Genomic DNA, 19,743 nt, shown 5'->3' with positions numbered 1-19,743 from the left:
GCTGAGGGCGGGCTGGGCTGTGCAGGGGATCCGCCATGAGCCGGCTGGGGACGACTTGTACCCCGGTGCCGCCGCCCACGGTGCCCGGTCACGTCGTCAGGAGCAGCGTTCGCTCGGCGCGGCCCTGGTGAGTTCTTCGAGCGCCCCGTCGATCCTGTCGGCCAGGTAGCGGTACCCGTCGTCGTTGAGGTGCTGCCCGTCGCCCGCCGCGTAGCTCGCACTGTTGCTCGACGTGAACCACTGCCGGTCGATCGCGTCGATGAACGGCACCCGGGCGTCTCGTGCGCCGGCGGCGACCGCCGCCGAGATGGCGACGGTGGTCTTCGCGCGGGGCTGCGGTGCCGAGGGGCCGATCGCGACCACGACCGCGTCCGGCCACTGTCGCTCCGCGGTCCGCAGGGTCTGCTCGACGCGGGTCTCGAGGGTCGTGGCATCGACGAGCCAGTCGTTCTGGCTGCCCTGCACGATGACCAGCTCGGGGTCGAGGGACGCATGCCGCTCGATCCGCGCGATGTAGGTCCGTGCGGAGGAGTGCGACCTCCCGGTGTTCACGTAGCCGCTCCCGGGCACGCCGTCGATGGTGGCGTCCCAGCCGCGTTCCGCGACGAGGTCCTGCGCCCAACCGTGCATGCCGTCGTACGAGCCACGCCCGGCCGTGTACGAGTCGCCGACGATGAGCACGTCCGAGCCGGTGGCGATCGCCGACGCCGCCTCGCTCGCCGACACGGTCGGTGCTCCCGGCTCCGGCTGGCACGCGTCGGACACCGCCGGGAGCATGACGAGGAACCCGGCGACGCCGAGGCTCATCGCGCCGAGGGCGACAGCCGGTAACAGGCGTCGCCTCCGGCGTCGTCGTCTGAGCAGCAGCGAACGGGGACCGTCCGGCCATCCGCCGTCGGTTCGTCGGGCCACGGCCGGGATTCTACGCGGCCCGATCCGCACCGCGGCTGACCGGTGAGGAGTGTCCGCGAACACCGCTGGCGGCACGCGGAGCGCTGGACTGGGCGTGGTTGGCTGGACACCCGCGACCGAAACCGACCCTGGGAGCTCCCGTGACGACCGTCACCTATGCCGGCGACAGCATCACGAACCCCGAGAACTCGTTCTCCTGGACCAGGTTCCTGACCGGGACCGATCTGCGGCTCGTCAGCGGTGTCGGCATCAGCGGCGCGACGTCGGCGGCGGTGCGGAACGCCGTGGCCCCCGTCGACGCTGACGTCCTCGTCGTCATGGTGGGGACCAACGACATCCGCCTCGGCGTGGGTCGGTCGACCATCCGCGACAACATCGCCGCGATCGTCGAGGTCGTCGGCGCCGACCACGTCGTCATCGGGCAGGTCGCACCGTCCAACCTCACCGACTACGGCGCCGACCACATCGACCGTGCCGCCGGCGGGTTCGCCCACAACCGCGACCTCGCCCGGTTCACCGCCGATCGTGGGTGGCTGCTCGTCGACCCCTGGTTCCCGGTCCGGCGCCTCGACGGCACCTACGCGTCCGGTGCGGCTGACGCCGACGGCGTCCACCCGACGGTCGCGACCGGCACCACCGCCGGGGCCATCCTGTCCACCGCCATCCGCATCGCCGCCGGTGGGGCGTCTGCCTGACACGCCGGGGTTCAGGAGGGTGTGGGCCCCGTGGGGCTCGAACCCACGACCCTCGGATTAAAAGTCCGGTGCTCTACCAACTGAGCTAGAGGCCCTCACCCGCAAGGCTAGCGGGTGAGGGCCTGAAGGAGCGGAACCGTCGGTCCGGGTCAGCCCCGACGTCCGGTGAGCGAGCGCAGCAGCCACGCGATGACCGCGATGACCAGCAGCACGATGCCCACCCAGAGCAGGAACTTCAGGCTCGCGGCGAACCCGCCGACGAACAGCAGGATGACTGCGATCACAGCCAGGATGATGAGCAGGGCGTTCATGGATGATCCTCTCCTTCACGTGCAGGGAGGAGCGCCTCCCTGCCGCAACACGGTACGCGTGGCGCAGCCGTTGCGTTCTGGGCGAACGGGACGCGGGCGTGTCACCGGCCGCGCCTACACTGCTGCGGTGCCTCGCGATCACCACCGTCCCGTCCACTTCACCGACGCCGAGTTCGCCGCCATCCAGGGCGGTGAGGACCCGGCGCTGGTGAACCGTGTCGCGCACGAGACCGCGAACGCACTGCTGCACCGGGTGCGCGAGGACCCGGACCCCGCCGTGGTCGAGCGGCTCGTCACCTACACCGACGTGCACGGCATCGACGCCATCGCGGAGCTGTGGGCACGGGTCGGCGCGCACACCCTGCCGGGGGCGCTCTGGCGGGTGTACCTGGTGCGCATCGTCATCCGGCAGAACCCGGAGGAGATCGCGTACCTGTTCGAGCGGGGCACCGCGCAGATCGGCACGATCGACCAGGCGGTCGCGGGCGCCGAGGAACCGACGGGCCCGGCCGAGATCCTGACGCTCGCCGACCGCATCCTGCACGGCCTGTACACGGGCGACCTCGCGGTGGCACTCGACCGCGGGGCGTCGTTCTGCCGTCTGACCGCTGCCGGCGCGACCGCCGTGGCGGACGAGTCGGACCTGGTCGCGTCCGAGCGCGCGAGCGAACTCACGACGCGGGCGCTCCGCCTGACGGAGCTGGCGGCCGATCTGACCGAGGCGGCGGCGCTCTGGCGCCGCGACAGCCTGGACTGAGCGCGCTGCGGGACGGACCCGCACCGGGCCTCCAGGCCAGGGCCGCGCACCAGCGCGATGACGCTCCGGGCCAGGGCCGCGCAGCAGCGCGATGACGCGCCAGGCCAGGGCCGCGCAGCAGAAGACCGGAACGCACCCGGGCATGGAAAGACCGGGCCGCAGAAGCGCCTCTCGGCGCGAGGCCGCTCGAAGCGGCGAATTTTGGAGCCCGGGGCTTGCTGCGGCCCGGCGAGATCAAGTCTACGAGACGCTGGCTGATCACTCGACCCTGTTCACTCATGGTGGACAGAACCGGCCCCGGGCGTGCCAGCGCGCACCCCTGCGAAGGCAGGCCGCGCCCACCCCGCCGAGAAATCCCGACCCTCATCCAATCCACAGCGGGGACCGCGCCGAATCATCTGCGTGACGGACGGAATGCCCGTCACGAAGCGAGAGGCCCGGTGTGACCCGGACCGGCACCGCCGGTCAATTCCCTGTGGGTCACGCCGGCCCCTCGTCTCGACCGCCCATGCGGAGGCTTCGCGCTACCCGCCTGGTCAACGAAAGCAACCGAGAGGAGGGAAACCTGCAATGCTTGCCCTCGTGGATAGCGACACCGAACGCTGGAGCTCGTCAGAGCCAGCTCAGGCATCGCCGGACGACCTCCTCGCCCGGGTCGCCGCCGGTGACCAAGCCGCCTTCGCGGACCTCTACGACGCACTCTCCGGTCGGGTCCTCGGTCTGATCACGCGCCTCCTCCGGGACCGCGCGCAGTCGGAAGAGGTCACGCAGGAGGTCTTCCTGGAGGTCTGGCAGCAGGCCACCCGCTTCGACCGGAAGCGCGGCACCGCCGCCAGCTGGGTCCTCACCATGGCTCATCGCCGGGCGGTCGACCGGGTCCGTGCCTCGCAGTCGTCGCACGACCGCGACACCAAGATCGGCATCCGCGACCTCGAGGCCGGTTTCGACCAGGTCTCCGAGTCCGTCGAGATCCGCATCGAGCACGAGCGCGTCGGCCGAGCGCTGGCGAAGCTCACCGAGTTCCAGCGGCAGGCCGTGCAACTCGCGTACTACGGCGGCTACTCGCACAGCGAGATGGCCGAACACCTCGGTGTCCCCATCGGCACCGTCAAGACCCGTCTCCGTGACGGGATGATCCGACTCCGAGACGAGATGGGGGTGACCTCATGACCGAACGCCACGACGACCCCGCACTGATGACGGGTTCCCATGCCCTCGACGCGCTGTCCGACGACGAGCGCGCGCTCCTCGAGGACGCCCTCCGGACGTCTCCCGAGCTGCAGGCCGAGAACGACTCGCTGCGCGAGACCGCGCTGCAGCTCGCCTACGCCGTCGCACCGATCGAGCCCCCCGCGTCGCTCAAGGCGTCGCTGCTGGCCCAGATCGCCACGACCCCCCAGGCCGCACCCCTCGCCGACACGACGGTCGACCAGACCCCGGTCGCCGAGACCACCTCCGTCCAGGAGGCCCGTCCCGAGCCCGCCAGGCACGTCGCCTCGATCGCCGACGGCCCCACCGCCGGTGGCCGGGCGTCGTCCGAGGCTCGCCGCCGCTGGTTCCAGCGTCCGGCGGTCATGTTGACGGCCGCCGCTGCTGTCGCCGCGGTCTTCTTCGGCGGACTCGGCGTCGGATCGATCTTCGACCCGAACGGCTCCGGCACCGGCACCACGCAGGCCTCGAGCGGCCTCGACCGCATCTACGCCGCCTCGGACTTCCAGCGCACCACGACCAAGGTCGCGGGCGGGGGTTCGGCGACGGTGGTGTGGTCGAACGACCTCGGCAAGTCCGCGGTGATCCTCGACGGCGTCGAGCAGGCGCCGAAGGGCAAGACGTACGAGCTCTGGTACATCGGCTCCGAGGAGCAGGGCGGCACCATCAAGTCGGCCGGCCTGGTCGACGGTGTGGCCGACGGTGTGCACTCCGCCGTGCTGCAGGGCTCGATGTCCGAGGGCGCGACGATCGGCATGACGGTCGAGCCCGAGGGCGGTTCCGAGCAGCCGACCACCCCGCCGATCATGGCGGTGCCCACCACCACCGCCTGACCCACTTCCGGAAGGTGCCTGTGCAGTCGATGCGCAGGCACCTTTCGTCGTTCCACGAGTCGATCGACGGGTGTCCGGTCGCGACACGCGTGCACGGGGCCGGGCGCAACCACGAAGGCCCGGTGCGCGTCCGTGGCGGACGTGCACCGGGCCTCCAGGCAGTCCGTCAGCGCGACGGACGGATGCCGATCAACCGAAGCGGCCCGAGACGTAGTCCTCGGTGGCCTGCACGGACGGGTTCGAGAACATCGTCGCGGTGTCGTCGAACTCGATGAGCTTGCCGGGAGCGCCGGTACCGGCGATGTTGAAGAACGCCGTCTTGTCGCTGACACGCGACGCCTGCTGCATGTTGTGGGTCACGATCACGATCGTGAACTCCTTCTTGAGCTCCTCGATCAGGTCCTCGATGGCGAGGGTCGAGATCGGGTCGAGGGCCGAGCAGGGCTCGTCCATCAGGAGCACGTCCGGCTCCACCGCGATCGCGCGGGCGATGCAGAGACGCTGCTGCTGCCCACCGGACAGGCCCATGCCGGGCTTGTCGAGGCGGTCCTTGACCTCGTTCCACAGGTTCGCGCCCTGCAGCGAGCGCTCGACGATGTCGTCGGCCTCGGAGCGGGAGACGCGCTTGTTGTTGAGCTTCACGCCCGCCAGCACGTTGTCGCGGATCGACATCGTGGGGAACGGGTTCGGACGCTGGAAGACCATGCCGACCTGACGACGGACGAGCACGGGGTCGACGCCGGCGCCGTACAGGTCGTCGCCGTCGATCTTGACCGAGCCCTCGACCCATGCGCCGGGGATGACCTCGTGCATGCGGTTCAGGGTGCGGAGGAAGGTGGACTTGCCGCAGCCCGACGGGCCGATGAAGGCCGTGACGGTGCGGGGCTCGATGGTGATGTCGACGCCCTCGACCGCCTTGAACTTCGAGTAGTAGACGTTGAGGCCGTCGACCTCGATGCGCTTGGACACGTTGATCCTTCTGGGTGGGTGGTGTCGCTGGTTCCGCGGGGGCGGAGGGTCAGCGGCTGAGCTTGGGGGCGAAGAGGCGGGTGATGAACCGGGCGAGCAGGTTGAGCAGCATCACGATCAGGATGAGCACGAGGGCCGCGGTCCAGGCCCGGTCGACGAACGGCACCGGGTTGGCGCCCTGCTGCGAGTACTGCGTGTACGCGTACACCGGCAGGGTCATCATCGGGTCACGGAACAGGTTGTAGTTCATGCTCGCGGTGAAGCCGGCCGTGACGAGCAGCGGGGCGGTCTCACCGATGACGCGGGCGATCGAGAGCATGACGCCGGTGGTGATGCCGGCGAGGCTGGTGGGGAGCACCACCTTGAGGATCGTGAGGTACTTCGGCACACCGAGGGCGTACGAGGCCTCGCGGAGTTCCATCGGGACGATCTTCAGCACCTCTTCGGTGGAGCGCACGACGATCGGGATCATCAGCACCGACAGGGCGACGGAGCCGACCAGGCCGAAGCGGGCACCCGGGCCGAGGAACAGCGCGAAGAGCGCGTAGGCGAACAGGCCCGCGACGATCGACGGGATGCCCGTCATGACGTCGACGAAGAACGTGATGCCCTTCGCCAGGGCGCCGCGACCGTACTCGACCAGGTAGATCGAGGTGAGCAGGCCGATCGGCACCGAGATGAGCGCCGCGAACAGCGTGATCTCGAGCGTGCCGATGAGGGCGTGGACCGCGCCGCCGCCCTCGGAGATGACCCCGCGCATCGAGTACGAGAAGAAGTTCGCGTCGAAGCGGGCGATGCCCTTGGCGATGACCGTCCAGAGCAACGACACCAGCGGCAGGACCGCGATGACGAACGCCGTGATGACGAGCGAGGTGACCAGGCGGTCGACCGCCTTGCGGCCGCCCTCGACGATGCGCGAGATGACGACGATGAGGACGTCGAACAGGACCGTGCCGAGGAAGATCGCGGCGACGACGTTGAAGTCCTCGACGGCGCCACCCGCGTTGAGCAGGGCGAAGACCAGGACGAGGGCGACCCAGCTGCCGACCAGCAGCAGCCACGGGACGGAGGCGTGCAGCTTGCCGTTGGCGTAGACGTTGCCGGCGGTGCCGGTCTGACGGAGCGCGAGGGACATCGGGTGCGACCTCTCAGCTGACTCGGCTGCGGACGATGTACCGCGCGAGCATGTTGATGACCAGGGTGATGACGAAGAGGATCAGACCCGACGCGATGAGCGCGTTGAGTGCCGTGCCCGAGGCCTCGGCGAACTGCAGGGCGATGTTCGCGGCGATCGTCGAGGGGTTCTGCGACGTCAGCATCTGGAACGTGACGTTCGTCGAGACCGACAGCACCAGCGCGATCGCCATCGTCTCGCCGAGTGCGCGACCGAGGCCGAGCATGATCGCGGAGACGATGCCGGACTTCGCGAACGGCAGGACCGACAGGCGGATCATCTCCCAGCGGGTCGCGCCGAGGGCCAGGGCCGCTTCCTCGTTGAGGGTCGGGGCCTGCAGGAAGATCTCACGCATGACCGCGGTCATGATCGGGATAGCCATGACGGCGAGGACGATCGACGCCGTCAGGATCGTGCGGCCGGTGCCGGACACCTGGCCGGAGAACAGCGGGAACCAGCCGAGGTACTCGTTGAGGAACACGTAGAACGGCTTCACCAGGGGCGCCAGCACGGCGATGCCCCAGAGGCCGTAGACGACCGACGGCACCGCGGCCAGCAGGTCGATCACGTAGCCGAGGACCGGCGCGAGTCGACGCGGCGCGAAGTGCGAGATGAAGAGGGCGATCCCGAGGGACAGCGGCACGGCGATCACGAGCGCGATGAGCGCGGACCAGACGGTGCCGAAGACCAGGGGGCCGACGAAGTCCCAGAAGTTCGTGGCCTTGCCCGGCAGCTCTCCGACCTTGGCGGAGAAGGCCGGGATGCTCTGCCAGACGAGGAACGCGGCGACGAGCACGAGCACGAAGAGGATGAGGCCGCCGGCGATGACCGAGGCGGCGGAGAAGACGCGGTCGCCGACACGGACGACGGCCTTCGGCTTGATCGGGGTGACGGTGGCCCCTGGCTGGGCCGGTGCGGTCGTCATGGGGTACTCCTGTCGGAGGAACGCCGGGGGAGGCGACGGGTTCTGGGGGTGGTGGTGCGGTGTCCGGGCCGTGGGCCTGGACGGGGGCCCGTCCGTGTGGGGTCCTGGACGGGGGCGCGTCCGGGTGGGTTCCTGGACGGGGGCCGTCCGTGTGGGTCCTGGACGACTGAGTGCCCGGACGCCGGTCAGGTGGGTGGGACCGGCGTCCGGGCGCTCAGGGGGCCTTACTTGATGGACGCGACCGCGTCCTTGGCCTTCGACGCGAGGTCGGAGGAGAGGGCGGCCGACTTGGCCTCCTTCGCAGCGGCGTCCTGAGCGGCGCTCGAGACGACGTAGTCGAGGTAGCCCTTCACGAGCTCGGCCTTGTCGGCCTCCTTGTACTCCTGGCACGCGATGGCGTAGGAGACGAGGACCAGCGGCCAGGCGCCGTCAGCGGTGTCCTTGCGGTCGATGTCGATCGCGAGGTCGTTGTCCTCGCGGCCGGTCGCGATCTCGGAGTCGGCGACGACCTGCGCGGCACCCTCGGCCGAGAGCTCGGTCGCCTTGTCGCCGACCATCAGCTTCGCGCGGTCGAGGTCGCCCGCACCGGAGTCGTCGATGTAGGTGATGGCGTTGGTGGCGCTGCCCATCGCGGAGGCGACACCGGAGGTGCCCTTCGCGCTGTCACCGACCGAGTACGGGAAGGTCTGGCTGGGCTCTTCGGTCCAGACGTCAGCGGCGTTCGCGGAGACGTACTCCGAGAAGTTCTGCGTGGTGCCCGAGTCGTCCGAGCGGTGCACGACCGTGATGTCCGCGTCCGGCAGCTTCGCGTCCTTGTTCAGGTCGGCGATCTGCGAGTCGTCCCACTTGGTGATCTTGCCCGAGAAGATCCCCGCGATGGTCTTCGCGTCGAGGGTCAGGTCACTGACGCCGTCGACCTTGTACGCGATCGCGATCGGGGAGATGTAGACGGGGATGTCGATGCCCTTGGTGTCCGCCTTGCAGGACTCGAAGGTGCCCGAGAGCTCCTCGTCCTTCAGCGCGGCGTCGGAGCCGGCGAAGTCCGCGGCACCCGACATGAAGTTCTCGCGGCCGGCGCCCGAGCCGTCCGGGGTGTAGTTGACCGTGACGCCCGAGGCCTCGTTCTGGAAACCGGCGGCCCAGGTGGCCTGCGCGGTCTGCTGTGCCGACGAGCCGGAGCCGGTCAGGGTGCCGGAGAGGCTCGAGTAGTCGTTACCGCTGGTGGACGAGGACTCGGTGCTGCCCGCGTCCTCGTTCGCCGCGCACGAGGAGAGCACGACTGCGCCGGCGATCGCGATTGCTGCGATCGAACCGATTCGCTTGATGTTCACAGGGGTCCCTTCGGGAATGGAATGCAGTGGGACCACTGCGGTCCCTGGGCCGGTGCCGACCCGGGAGCGACTGTAGGGACGCGAGGTGACCGCAATCACCCCCGTTGGTGAACGGGAGGTGAACGAGGGGTTGTCCACGTCGGGGCGGCGTGCGCCGCACCCGCGCAGGGAGCAGGATCGGGGGCACTGTGCGCTCGTTCGGAAGATGCGCACGCATGATCGCGGACGAGCGGTCGGGAGGCCCGGATCGCGTTCCCGGGCGCGGCGCGGCCCCGGCGTGTGGCCGGGTACCGGGCGCGTTGGCTGCGGTCCGGCGGCGCTGTGGCCCGGCGACGCTGCGGTCCGCCGGCACTGTGGCCCGGCGGCGCTGCGGTCCGCCGGCACTGTGGTCGGGCGGTGGCGGGCTACGCCGGGATCGTGTTGCGGTGCGTCTCGACCGCGACGAGCGTGTCTCCGGCGATGTGCATGACGGAGAAGTCCCCGACCGACAGCATCGCGGCGCGGCGCAGGTCGAACCGGCCGGACTCGTCGGCGGTCGCGGTGGCGATCCGGGCGATGATGTCGGGCAGCACCGGGCCGTGCGAGCACAACACGGCGGTCTTGCCCTTGTCGAGCCGGCGCCGGACGACGCCCTTGACGTCGGCAGCTCCGCGGTCGTGGGCGTCCTGGCTGAGGTCAGGGGTGCTCGAGACGCCGAGCTTCGTCGTGGCGGACAGCGGTTCGACGGTCGCGAGGCACCGCGCCGCCGTGCTGCTCACGATCTTCTTCGGGCCGAACGCCGCGACCGGCGCCGCGGCGGCCTTGGCCTGCGAGCGGCCGACGGGCAGCAGCGGACGGGTGGCGTCGGGGCCGTCCCAGTCCGAGCCGGGCACCGTCTTCGCATGGCGCAGGGTGATCAGGGCGAACGTGCGGTGCTGTCCGGCGGCGGCACGCTCGGCGAACCGGTCGAGGATCGCGACGTCCCGCTCGTACGTCAAGCGTTTGCGGGCGTCGTCGATGGTGACCCACTCGAGCGCCGCGACCTCGTGGTTCGGCACGAAGGCGCCGGCGCGGGCGTACTCCTTGGCCGAGACCCGGGCCGCCCAGTAGTGCACGACCTTGTCGCGACCGTTCGGCAGCACGTACTCGGCGGTGCCGAGCGGTGCGCCGAGGTGGACGCGGTACCCGGTCTCCTCGTCGATCTCGCGCACGGCGGTCGTCGGGACGGCCTCGCCCGGGTCCACCTTGCCCTTGGGCAGGGAGACGTCCTTGTGGTGGTCACGGTGGATGAGCAGCACGAGGGGTGTGCCGTCCTGTTCGCGCCAGACGACCGCACCCGCAGCGACGACGGGGCCCGAGGGACCGCCGCTCACCGAGTCGAGCGCTTCCGGGCCGAGATCTTCCGCATGGTCACATTCTGCACGTCCTCGAGCGGACGGCCCGCATCGTCGGTGGAGTGCCGCGTCCACTCGCCGTCGGACTCCAGGTGCCACGAACTCGCGGTGTCCGCCATCGCGAGGTCGAACATCTCCTGCACCTCGGCGATGTGGTCGGGGGCGGTGAGCCGGACCAGTGCCTCGACACGACGGTCGAGGTTCCGGTGCATCATGTCGGCACTGCCGATGAACACCGCCGGGTCGCCGTCGTTGTGGAACGCGAATGCCCGCGAGTGCTCCAGGTAGCGGCCGACGATGCTGCGCACGCGGATGGTGTCGCTGACGCCTTCCATGCCGGGCTTGAGCGAGCAGATGCCACGCACCCACACGTCGATCGGCACCCCGGCCTGGCTCGCCAGGTACAGCGCGTCGATGATCTGCTCGTCGACCATCGAGTTGACCTTGATCCGGATGCCCGAGGGCTTGCCGGCGCGGGCGTTGGCGGCCTCGGTCTGGATGCGCTTGAGCAGCCCCTTGCGCAGGTGCAGCGGTGCCACGAGCAGCCGCTTGAACTTCTTCTCGATGGCGTACCCGGACAGCTCGTTGAACAGGCGCGTGAGGTCCTTGCCCACGGTGTCGTCCGACGTGAACAGGCCCATGTCCTCGTAGATGCGCGAGGTCTTCGGGTTGTAGTTGCCCGTGCCGATGTGGCTGTAGTGCTTGAGCGTCCCGCCCTCTTGCCGGATGACGAGCACCAGCTTGGAGTGCGTCTTCAGCCCGACCAGGCCGTAGACGACGTGCACGCCGGCCTTCTCGAGCTTCCGGGCCCAGGTGATGTTGTTCTGCTCGTCGAAGCGGGCCTTGATCTCGACCAGGGCGAGGACCTGCTTGCCCGCGGCCGCGGCGTCGATGAGCGCTTCGACGATGGGGCTGTCGCCGGAGGTGCGGTACAGGGTCTGCTTGATCGCCAGGACGTTCGGGTCGGCCGCGGCCTGCTCGAGGAACGCCTGCACGCTCGTGGCGAAGGACTCGTAGGGGTGGTGGACCAGGACGTCGTTCGCCTTGATCGCGCGGAACAGGTCGGGCTTCGTGTTCGGTTCACCCGGCTGGAACTGCACCGGGGTGGTCGGCACGTGCTTGGGGTAGTGCAGGTCCGGACGGTTGATCTTGGAGATCTCGAACAGCCCGCCGAGGTCGAGCGGCGACGGCAGCCGGAAGACCTCTTCCTCGGTGATGTCGAGTTCACGGACGAGCAGGTCGAGGGTCACCGGGTCCATGTCCTCGGTGATCTCGAGGCGGATCGGCGGACCGAACCGGCGGCGCAGGAGCTCGCGCTCGAGGGCCTGGATGAGGTTCTCGGCCTCGTCCTCCTCGATCTCGACGTCCTCGTTGCGGGTGACCCGGAACACGTGGTGCTCGAGGACCTCCATCCCCGGGAACAGGTCGTCGAGGTGGTTCGCGATGAGGTCTTCGAGCGGGATGAAGCGCATCCGACCGGAGTTGTCGTCGGGGAGCTTGATGAAGCGGGAGAAGTTCTGCGGCACCTTGAGGCGCGCGAACTCCTGGCGCTGCGACTTCGGGTTGCGGACCCGTACCGCCAGGTTGAGCGAGAGCCCGGAGATGTAGGGGAACGGGTGCGCCGGGTCGACGGCCAGGGGCATGAGCACCGGGAAGATCTGCTCGTTGAAGTACTCCCGCATCCGCTGCCGGTCGGCCTCGTCGAGGTCGGACCAGTGCTCGATGTGGATGCCCGCGGCGTCGAGGTCGGGCTTGAGCGACCCGATGAAGGCCTGGGCGTGCCGGTCCTGCAGCTCGTGGGCCTTCTTCGCGATGTCACGCAGGACGTCGCTGGGGGCACGGCCGACGTTGGTCGGGACGGCGATGCCGGTGTCGATGCGGCGCTTCAGGCCGGCGACGCGGACCATGAAGAACTCGTCGAGGTTGGACGCGAAGATCGCCAGGAAGTTCGCCCGCTCGAGCAGGGGCTGCGTGCGGTCTTCACCGAGCTCGAGCACGCGCTGGTTGAACCGCAGCCAGCTGAGCTCGCGGTCGAAGTAGCGGTCCGTCGGCAGTGACTCGTGCTCGATCTCGATGACTTCGTCGAAGTCGTCGAGGTCGGGTGCGACGGATTCGCCGTCGAGCTGCGGTTCGGTGTCCATCCCCACATCCTGCCACCAGGCCCCTGCCGCCGGAGGGGCCTCGGTGGACGCTGTGGAAACCGGCGGTGAACCGTTCGGATGTGGAGGAAGGGTCACGATATACCGACGGTGACATCTGCCCGGGTTTGTGGGTATGGTGGGCCGTGTCAGAGCCTCCGGGGGGATTCCACTGCGCGGGGGTGCAGCTACGAATGAAAGAGGTTCATCATGTCGCGTGTCCTTTCGACCGAGCAGGCCAAGACCGCCATCCGTCAGGTTCAGTCGATCATCAACGGTGGTTTCACCGACCAGATCTCGCAGCTCGACGCCCAGGGCCGGATCCTGTCCGACTCGAACGTCTGGGACGGCCCGCTCGCGGCGACGTTCCGCGGGTCCACCTGGCCGGAGACCAAGGCTGCTCTCGACAAGGCGAAGACCGAGCTCGAGCAGCTCCGGACGCAGCTCGACAAGATCTCGCAGGACATCTTCACCGCAGGTGGCGGCGCGTAAGCACCGGCCTGTTCCCGCCCGGACCGTCGCACTCGCGGCGGTCCGGGCGTTCGCGGTCGGTGGGGCCGCTTCACCAGCACGATCAGCACGACCATCACCGACCCTGGGGGGACGACCATGGCGAAGATCCACGCCAACACGGATCCGATCGAGTTCGACGACGCCACCGCAGATGCGCTCAAGAGCTCGCTGACCGCGTCGGCTGACGCGATCAGTGGCCAGAAGGCATCGAGGCAGTCGTACGTGACGACCGCCTCGCAGGAGTTCCGCGGGCACTTCTCGCAGCTCTTCACGCAGAACGCGGGGACGGCATCGAGCGACGCCACCAACATCGTCGACGCCCTCGAGACCGTCGCCGGGTGGATCGACACCATGAAGGCCGCCGCCGCGGACGAGCGCGCGCGACGCAAGACCGCCCGCGAGTGGCAGGAGCGCGAGGACGGCCGCAACGGCTTCCAGGACTTCCTCAACGACACGGTCCACTACGACCCGATGCCGACCGTCGAGAACGAACCGGCACCGAAGTTCGACCCGCCGGCGGTGACGACGAAGCCGCGTGACACCCCGAACCCCGGAGCCGGCGGTGGGGGCGGTGGTGGCACGTCGTCCGCCCGACCCGCTGACCTCCGCTCGTTCGCGACCGGTTCCTCGGCGCTGAACCGTGCCCTCGACGGCAAGCCCGGGGCGCTCCGCGGCAAGCTCGCCGGCTTCGCCGCGAAGTGCTCGTGGGCGCACGTCGACGCCGGCAGCGTCGTGACGGCGTTCGAGCAGTGGATCGCGGCGAACGACCAGGACGTCACGTGGGCCAACACCGTCGCCGACGCCTTCGCGGCCGCCGGCGGCGAGGGCGAGGTCTCGACCGTCGCGGACTCCGGGCTCGCAGCCGCGCTCGCCGCGGCCGGCGTCTCGCAGACCCGCACCGATCTGCAGTTCGATCCGCCGACGGCCTACGGTGCCCAGCCGACGACCGGCTTCTCGATGGACCCGGTGAACACCACGACGGGCAACTTCCTCGAGCCGGAGCTCGACCTGGCGTTCACCGGTGCATCTGCGGCGCTGCAGGTGACCCGCATGTACAACTCCCTCGACCAGTACGTCGGCCTCTTCGGTCCGGGGTGGGCGTCGATCCTCGAGACCCGCCTGCTCCTCGACGACGAGGGCGCGTCGTTCGTCGGCGCCGACGGTCGTCAGGTGCGCTTCCCACGTGACGGCGAGGGGTGGGCCCGTGGCGTCGGCGAGAACCGCTGGCTCGCGGCCGAGGGCGACCGGCTCGTCGTCCGCGACAACCAGGGTGAGCGCATCGACTTCTCGCCGTCCGGGTTGTGGCTCGGACAGCGCGGCGGGGCCGGCACCACGGTCCGCGTCGAGCGGGACGCCGACGACGTCGTCGTGCGCCTGCTGCACGAGCGCGGGCGCTCGATCGACATCGACCACATCGACGGCCGAGTGGCGGTGCTCCGCGCCTCCGACGGTCGCCGGGTCGAGTACGGGTACGACGAGCGCGGCCGACTCGTCTCGGTGACCGACGCCCTCGGCACCCGGACCTACGGCTGGAACGACGACGACCTCATCACGACGGTCACGAGTGCGGCCGGTGTCGTCGAGGTCGACAACACCTACGACGACCAGCGCCGCGTGGTCGAACAGATCAGCCCGCACGGCCGCTCCGTGCGCTTCGCGTACCTGCCTGGCCGCGTCACGGTGGTGTCCGACCACGACGGCTCGCGGTCGAACTCCTACATCGCCGACGCCAAGGGGCGTCTCGTCGGGGTCATCGACTCCGACGACCGACGCCAGTCCATGAGCTACGACCGGCACGGCAACCTGGTGTCGGCGACCGAGCGCGACGGGTCGGTGACCGTCCACGCGTACGACGACCGCGGCCGGAAGACCCGGACCGTCACGCCGTCCGGCGGCGACCTGACCTACGGGTACGACGACCAGGACCGCGTGACGACGGTCGTCACCGAGGCCGGTGCCGTCGTGAGCTACGAGTACGTGGGCGACGACCGCGACCCGTCGGTCATCGTCGACCCGGTCGGCGGCCGGACGGAGCTGACCTGGCAGGACGGCTCCCTCACCCATGTCGTCGACCCGACCGGCGTGGTCCTGACGCTTTCCTACGACGCGTTCGGTGAGCTCGTCTCGACCACCAACGCCGTCGGCGACACCGCTCGGATCGAGCGCGACGCGGCCGGTCACCCGGTCGCCGCGATCAGCCCCTCCGGCGCACGGAGCGAGTACCGCTACGACGCCGCCGGGCTCCTCGTCGAACGACGTGACGCCGACGGAGCCGTCTGGCGTTTCGAGTACGCCGCCGGAGCACGGATCGCTGCGATCACGGACCCGCTCGGAGCACGGACGACGCTCGAGTACGCCCCGAACGGCGAACTCGCGACCACGACCGACCCACTGGGTCGACGCGTTTCACGGACGTTCGACGACCAGGGGAACCTGGCGGAGCTCGCGTTGCCGGGCGGCGCGGTCTGGACGTTCGCGCACGACGCCTTGTCGCGCCTCCAGGCCGTCACCGACCCGGCCGGCGCGAACTGGCGTCGCGAGTACGACGTCGTCGGCGAGCTGAGGGCGACCGTAGACCCGACGGGCGTCCGTCAGGAATTCTCGGACGACGTCGCGACCGGCGTCGCGACGCTGCGCGACGCCTTCGACACCGCGACCGTCCGGTTCGACGAGTACGGCCGACCCGTCGAGTCCACGTCTGACGAGACCGGTTCCGAACTCATCACCTACGACGCCGCCGGTCGCCCCGTCGAACTCGTCGACGGCGAAGGCGGACTGACCCGACTCGAGCGCGACCTCGCCGGTCGCGTCGTCGCGTTGGTCGCCCCCTCGGGCGCGCGCTCCACGTACGAGTACGACGCCTGCGGGCGTCCCGCCGCAGCCACCGACGCCGCGGGGGCGCGGACGACGCTCACCTACGACGCGGACTCCCGTGTCGTGGCCCGGACCCTGCCCACCGGCGAGGTCGAGGAGATCACGTACGACGCAGTCGGGCGCGTGGTCACGCAGACGACTCCGGGTTCCGGCACCGCGCGGTTCCGCTACGACCAGGCCGGGAGGCTCGTCTCCAGCCACGACGCACGCTTCGGCCGTCGTCGGTTCCGCTACGACGCCGCCGGGCAGCTGATCCAGGTCGTCAACGGTCTCGACGGGGTCACCTCGTTCGAGTACGACGAGCGCGGGCGCCTGGTGACGATCACCGACCCTGCCGGCGGGACCACTCGACGGGAGTACGACGCCGTCGACCGCGTGGTCGCCGTCACCGATCCGCTCGGGCGGACCACCATGGCGGCCTACGACCCGGCCGGGCGCCAGATCCGGCAGACGGATCCCGACGGCCGCACCACCGAGTGGACGTACGACGCAGCCGGCCGCCAGCAGGCCGTGCTCGTCGACGGTGCGGTGCAGTCGGAGATCACCCGCGACACCGTCCACCGAACTGTCGTCGTGTCGGACCACACCCGTGGTGCAGGCCGGACGATCGAGCACGAGCTGCAGCACGACCGCCGTGGCCTGCTCGTCCGCCGAGCCCGCGGCGACCAGTCCGTCGCGTGGGAGTACGACGCTGACGGCAACCGCACCACTCGGGTCGACCCGAACGGCACCCGAACCACCTACCGTCGCGACGCCGTCGGCCGCGTCGTCGGTGTGGACCGTGACGGCACCGCTGCCGGCGCGTTCTCCTACGACGCCTCGGGTCGTATCGTCCAGGCGGCCACGGGCGACCTGGTGCAGTCGTGGTCGTACGAGGGAGGCACCCTCGTCGCGCACACCTCGACCACGCTCGACGGTGCCACCAGCACGCGGATCGAGCGCGATGCCGACGCGCGGATCACCGCGGTCGACGGACCGTCCGGAGCGGTGTCGTACGAGTACGACGCCGCCGGGCAGCTCGTGCGCGCCGGGGACTCGACGTGGGCCTACGACGACGGTGGGCGACTCGTCGCCGAGACCGTCGGTGGTGTCGAGACGCGCCACGACTACGACGCTGCCGGACAGCTGGTCGCGACGATCACCGAGGCCGGCCGGACCGAGTACGTCCACGACGGTCTCGGCCGACGCATCCGGCGGACCGCAGCCGATGGTTCGACCACCGAGTACGCGTGGTCCGACCTGGGGTACATCGCTGCCGTCGTCGACCGCGACGCCTCGTACGCCGAGACCGGTCGGCTCGACGTCTGGGTCGACGCGCTCGGTGAGCTCGCCGAGGTGGGTGGGGTCGCCGCGTGGTGGGACTCCGCCGCGGTCGTGCCGTCACTCATCAGCATTGCCGACACGTCGCTGCTCGACCTGCCGGGGGGTGTCACCGCGATCGGCGATGCCGTGACGCAGCCCGCTTGGCGCAGCGCTCGCGCGACCGATGCTGCGGACCCGTGGGTTGCGCTCGCTGCCGTCACCGACGTCGGGCTGCCCGCGGGGGTGTCCCTGACCGGCTCGGGTGGGGTGTCCGTCGCAGGGCTGGAGTGGCTCGGCGCCCGTGTGTACGACCCTGCGGCGCGGGGCTTCCTGTCGGTCGATCCGCTCGCGCCGATCCTGGGTGCCGCGTGGTCGGGGAACCCGTACTCGTACGCGGGCAACGATCCGTTGCAGGCCGTCGACCCGCTCGGGCTGCGGCCGGCGACCGATGCCGACATGCAGGCGTACCGGGATGCCAACCAGGGGTTCATCGTAGGAGCCGGCAAATGGATCGGTGAGCACAAACAGGCGCTCCTGGCGACGGCGATGATTGTCGGGGCTGTGGCCCTCATGTTCGTTCCAGGAGTGAACATCGCAGTGATGGCCGCCGCTGCGGCTGGGTCGGGTGCGCTCATGGCCGGGGGGATCTCGATCATTCAGCAGGGGCCGGACACGGGAAACGTCGACTGGGGGAAAGTTGGGATCCAGATGGTGATCGGCGGCGCGGCTGGGTTGGTCGGCGGTGGTGCTGCTGGCACGATCGCCAAGTACGGAACGCAGGCGACCCGTGCTGCCCTCCCTACAATTCAGAACATCGGCAATTCAGGCGTTCAGAACGTGGCGCGGGCCGCCGTGGGTTCGATGGGACAGCGAGCGGTCTCGGGAGGGCTGCAGCAAGCAAGTTCGAACACGCTTGACTACGGCATAAACGGCGAAAACCGCAACCTGGGTGGCTATGTGCACGCATTCGGTAGCGGCTTCGCCACGGGTGCAGGCGGGAGCGTCTTCGCTGGCAAGCTGGCAGGCGAACTTCGGCTGCCCCTGGTGAACGCGCAGGGCGTCGCCTCTCGAGCCGCCGGGCTCGTCAACGAGAGCACGGACCTCGTGGCCAACCACGTTGTCGGAGCGGGACAGTCCGTGGTCAACGAAGTCGTGCGACCCAACGGTGACCGCGGGGCAGACTTGCTCCCGGACGCTATGGGAGGATTCATCTCCGGAGCGAAAGGTCCACGTTGGGTTGGACACTGAGAGGGTGTGCTCGATGAATGACCGTAGAACCGCGCGAGCTACCGTGAACGATTCGGATCATGCGAGCCGTGGGGGTTACTCGAGATCGCGCTGGATTCGTTTTTTCTCGGCCCTTGGCGTATTGATCTTTATTATCCTTGCCGTGTTCGTGGGACCGGCGTGGTTGAACGCTTACGACGCGGCGAACCACACCTGGATAACCTGCGAAGTGAAGTCCGCTCATGCAGAGACTGGTAGTAACGTGAGTCGAACGGGGATTGGTGGTTCGCGTGCAGAGGTTGAAATAAGTACGAAGGGCTGCGGGTCGCTTCTGCTGCGCCAAGGCATCACTCAAGCGAACTCAAAGCGGGTTGCGACCGCGCTGGAAGAGAGCGGCAAGGTTGAGATTGAGGTGGGCTCGGGGTCCTACGCTATTCGCTCGGTTCTTGGCGTGATCAATCGCCTGCCTACCGCCTACGGCTTCCGCTCTGCGTAGTGTCATCGCATTGAGCGAGCCGACCGCCGCATCGAAGCCCCGAAGAAGGGGAATCGAAGGGCCTGGATCATCCTGGCCGTCTGGGCTTTCGGCGTCGTGGTGTCGCTAGTAGTGCTGCTGGTATGGCCATATTGGATGAGCGCGTACGACGAAACGCACCGGAAGACCATGCCGTGCAGCGTCTCCAGCGCAGAGGTCTACGCCGGGTCCACGGTGAGCCGTACTGGTTTGGGGGTGCCGTTCTCCTACCTGAAGGTAGACACACAAGATCGCCGACACGTCGCTGCTCGACCTGCCGGGGGGTGTCACCGGCACCATCGTGAACCAATGGCCGCTTTCCTAGGAGTGCTGTTGAGTAAGTTAATTGAAAGAATTGAGCAGCTCGTCCCTCTGCTTCTCAGCATGCAAGAGGTGGACTACGCCAGGGCGTTCCAGCAGGATGTGATCGCCATCCGCAGCGGAGACAAGGCCCGAAGAGTCAGGGCACTGGCGGACGTCGAAGGAATGCTTCGCGAGGGGTCGGGTACGCTAGCCGATCGTTATATCACTTGTGACGATGGTTCCCCAGATGTCGAGCGATCCCGATTGTTTCGTCATCTAGTGGTCAGGGTCAGATCCGAGGCAGCGATCCGACGGAGGCTGCGACTCTGAAGTGAGTGAAAAAAGACGAGAAGTACAAGGTTGCCTGCCGACGAGTCGTTGAG

15 protein-coding genes and 1 tRNA gene are annotated in these 19,743 nt (G+C 69.1%); 7 read left to right on the top strand and 9 right to left on the bottom strand.

Features of this window, described 5'->3' with window-relative positions; genetic code table 11:
• Positions 1-96: 96 nt before the first annotated feature.
• The gene (locus DEJ35_RS06435; protein ID WP_110861821.1) at positions 97-807 is read right to left on the bottom strand and encodes an SGNH/GDSL hydrolase family protein; all 711 of its coding nucleotides are present in this window, start codon (positions 805-807) and stop codon (positions 97-99) included.
• Positions 808-1,052: 245 nt separating this feature from the next.
• On the opposite strand from DEJ35_RS06435, the gene DEJ35_RS06430 reads away from it, so the two are divergent.
• Positions 1,053-1,607 carry an SGNH/GDSL hydrolase family protein gene (locus DEJ35_RS06430; RefSeq protein ID WP_181430167.1) on the top strand — a complete coding sequence of 185 codons (555 nt, stop codon included), beginning with the start codon at positions 1,053-1,055 and terminating at the stop codon, positions 1,605-1,607.
• A gap of 22 nt (positions 1,608-1,629) precedes the next feature.
• On the opposite strand, the gene DEJ35_RS06425 is transcribed toward DEJ35_RS06430, so the two are convergent.
• Positions 1,630-1,702, bottom strand: a tRNA-Lys gene (locus DEJ35_RS06425).
• 54 nt (positions 1,703-1,756) lie between these two features.
• A complete protein-coding gene (locus DEJ35_RS17005) occupies positions 1,757-1,918 on the bottom strand; it encodes a DUF2207 domain-containing protein (RefSeq protein ID WP_138801981.1) in 162 nt (53 codons plus the stop codon).
• A 127-nt stretch (positions 1,919-2,045) separates the two neighbouring features.
• On the opposite strand from DEJ35_RS17005, the gene DEJ35_RS06420 reads away from it, so the two are divergent.
• The 3 genes from DEJ35_RS06420 (at position 2,046) to DEJ35_RS06410 (ending at position 4,717) form a co-directional block, all read left to right on the top strand.
• Positions 2,046-2,675 (top strand): hypothetical protein, encoded by a 630-nt coding sequence (locus tag DEJ35_RS06420; protein ID WP_027466634.1) that lies wholly within the window; start codon positions 2,046-2,048, stop codon positions 2,673-2,675.
• 570 nt (positions 2,676-3,245) lie between these two features.
• Positions 3,246-3,845, top strand: coding sequence for an ECF RNA polymerase sigma factor SigK (sigK, locus tag DEJ35_RS06415; RefSeq protein ID WP_027466633.1), 600 nt, complete (start codon positions 3,246-3,248; stop codon positions 3,843-3,845).
• The gene (locus tag DEJ35_RS06410) at positions 3,842-4,717 is read left to right on the top strand and encodes an anti-sigma factor domain-containing protein (RefSeq protein ID WP_111192304.1); all 876 of its coding nucleotides are present in this window, start codon (positions 3,842-3,844) and stop codon (positions 4,715-4,717) included. Before sigK ends, DEJ35_RS06410 begins: the two co-directional genes overlap by 4 nt.
• A 189-nt stretch (positions 4,718-4,906) precedes the next feature.
• Here the strand turns inward: DEJ35_RS06410 and pstB are convergent, their stop codons facing one another.
• From pstB to DEJ35_RS06380, 6 genes are all read right to left on the bottom strand, one after another.
• Entirely contained in the window at positions 4,907-5,686 is a 780-nt protein-coding gene (gene pstB / locus DEJ35_RS06405) for a phosphate ABC transporter ATP-binding protein PstB (protein ID WP_027466631.1), read from the bottom strand.
• Between the two features lie 49 nt (positions 5,687-5,735).
• Positions 5,736-6,821, bottom strand: coding sequence for a phosphate ABC transporter permease PstA (gene pstA / locus DEJ35_RS06400; RefSeq protein WP_110861813.1), 1,086 nt, complete (start codon positions 6,819-6,821; stop codon positions 5,736-5,738).
• A 13-nt stretch (positions 6,822-6,834) separates the two neighbouring features.
• Positions 6,835-7,785 (bottom strand): phosphate ABC transporter permease subunit PstC, encoded by a 951-nt coding sequence (pstC, locus tag DEJ35_RS06395; RefSeq protein ID WP_110861811.1) that lies wholly within the window; start codon positions 7,783-7,785, stop codon positions 6,835-6,837.
• Between the two features lie 224 nt (positions 7,786-8,009).
• Positions 8,010-9,116 carry a phosphate ABC transporter substrate-binding protein PstS gene (locus DEJ35_RS06390; RefSeq protein WP_110861809.1) on the bottom strand — a complete coding sequence of 369 codons (1,107 nt, stop codon included), beginning with the start codon at positions 9,114-9,116 and terminating at the stop codon, positions 8,010-8,012.
• A gap of 404 nt (positions 9,117-9,520) precedes the next feature.
• Positions 9,521-10,468: an NUDIX domain-containing protein gene (locus tag DEJ35_RS06385; protein WP_110861807.1), complete on the bottom strand. Its 948-nt coding sequence runs from the start codon at positions 10,466-10,468 to the stop codon at positions 9,521-9,523.
• On the bottom strand, positions 10,465-12,630 hold the full coding sequence (locus tag DEJ35_RS06380) for an RNA degradosome polyphosphate kinase (protein ID WP_110861805.1): 2,166 nt from the start codon (positions 12,628-12,630) through the stop codon (positions 10,465-10,467). The genes DEJ35_RS06385 and DEJ35_RS06380 overlap by 4 nt, the downstream gene beginning before the upstream one ends.
• Before the next feature lie 207 nt (positions 12,631-12,837).
• On the opposite strand from DEJ35_RS06380, the gene DEJ35_RS06375 reads away from it, so the two are divergent.
• The 3 genes from DEJ35_RS06375 to DEJ35_RS17000 all read left to right on the top strand — a co-directional run bounded on the left by DEJ35_RS06375 (position 12,838) and on the right by DEJ35_RS17000 (position 19,039).
• On the top strand, positions 12,838-13,119 hold the full coding sequence (locus DEJ35_RS06375; protein ID WP_027466625.1) for a hypothetical protein: 282 nt from the start codon (positions 12,838-12,840) through the stop codon (positions 13,117-13,119).
• Positions 13,120-13,236: 117 nt separating this feature from the next.
• On the top strand, positions 13,237-18,564 hold the full coding sequence (locus tag DEJ35_RS06370; RefSeq protein ID WP_111192301.1) for a DUF6531 domain-containing protein: 5,328 nt from the start codon (positions 13,237-13,239) through the stop codon (positions 18,562-18,564).
• Between the two features lie 43 nt (positions 18,565-18,607).
• On the top strand, positions 18,608-19,039 hold the full coding sequence (locus DEJ35_RS17000) for a hypothetical protein (protein WP_146238583.1): 432 nt from the start codon (positions 18,608-18,610) through the stop codon (positions 19,037-19,039).
• Positions 19,040-19,743 lie beyond the last annotated feature (704 nt).

This window comes from Curtobacterium sp. MCPF17_051 (assembly GCF_003234595.1).
Lineage (GTDB): Bacteria > Actinomycetota > Actinomycetes > Actinomycetales > Microbacteriaceae > Curtobacterium > Curtobacterium flaccumfaciens.
This window is presented reverse-complemented; position numbering and strand designations above follow the sequence as displayed.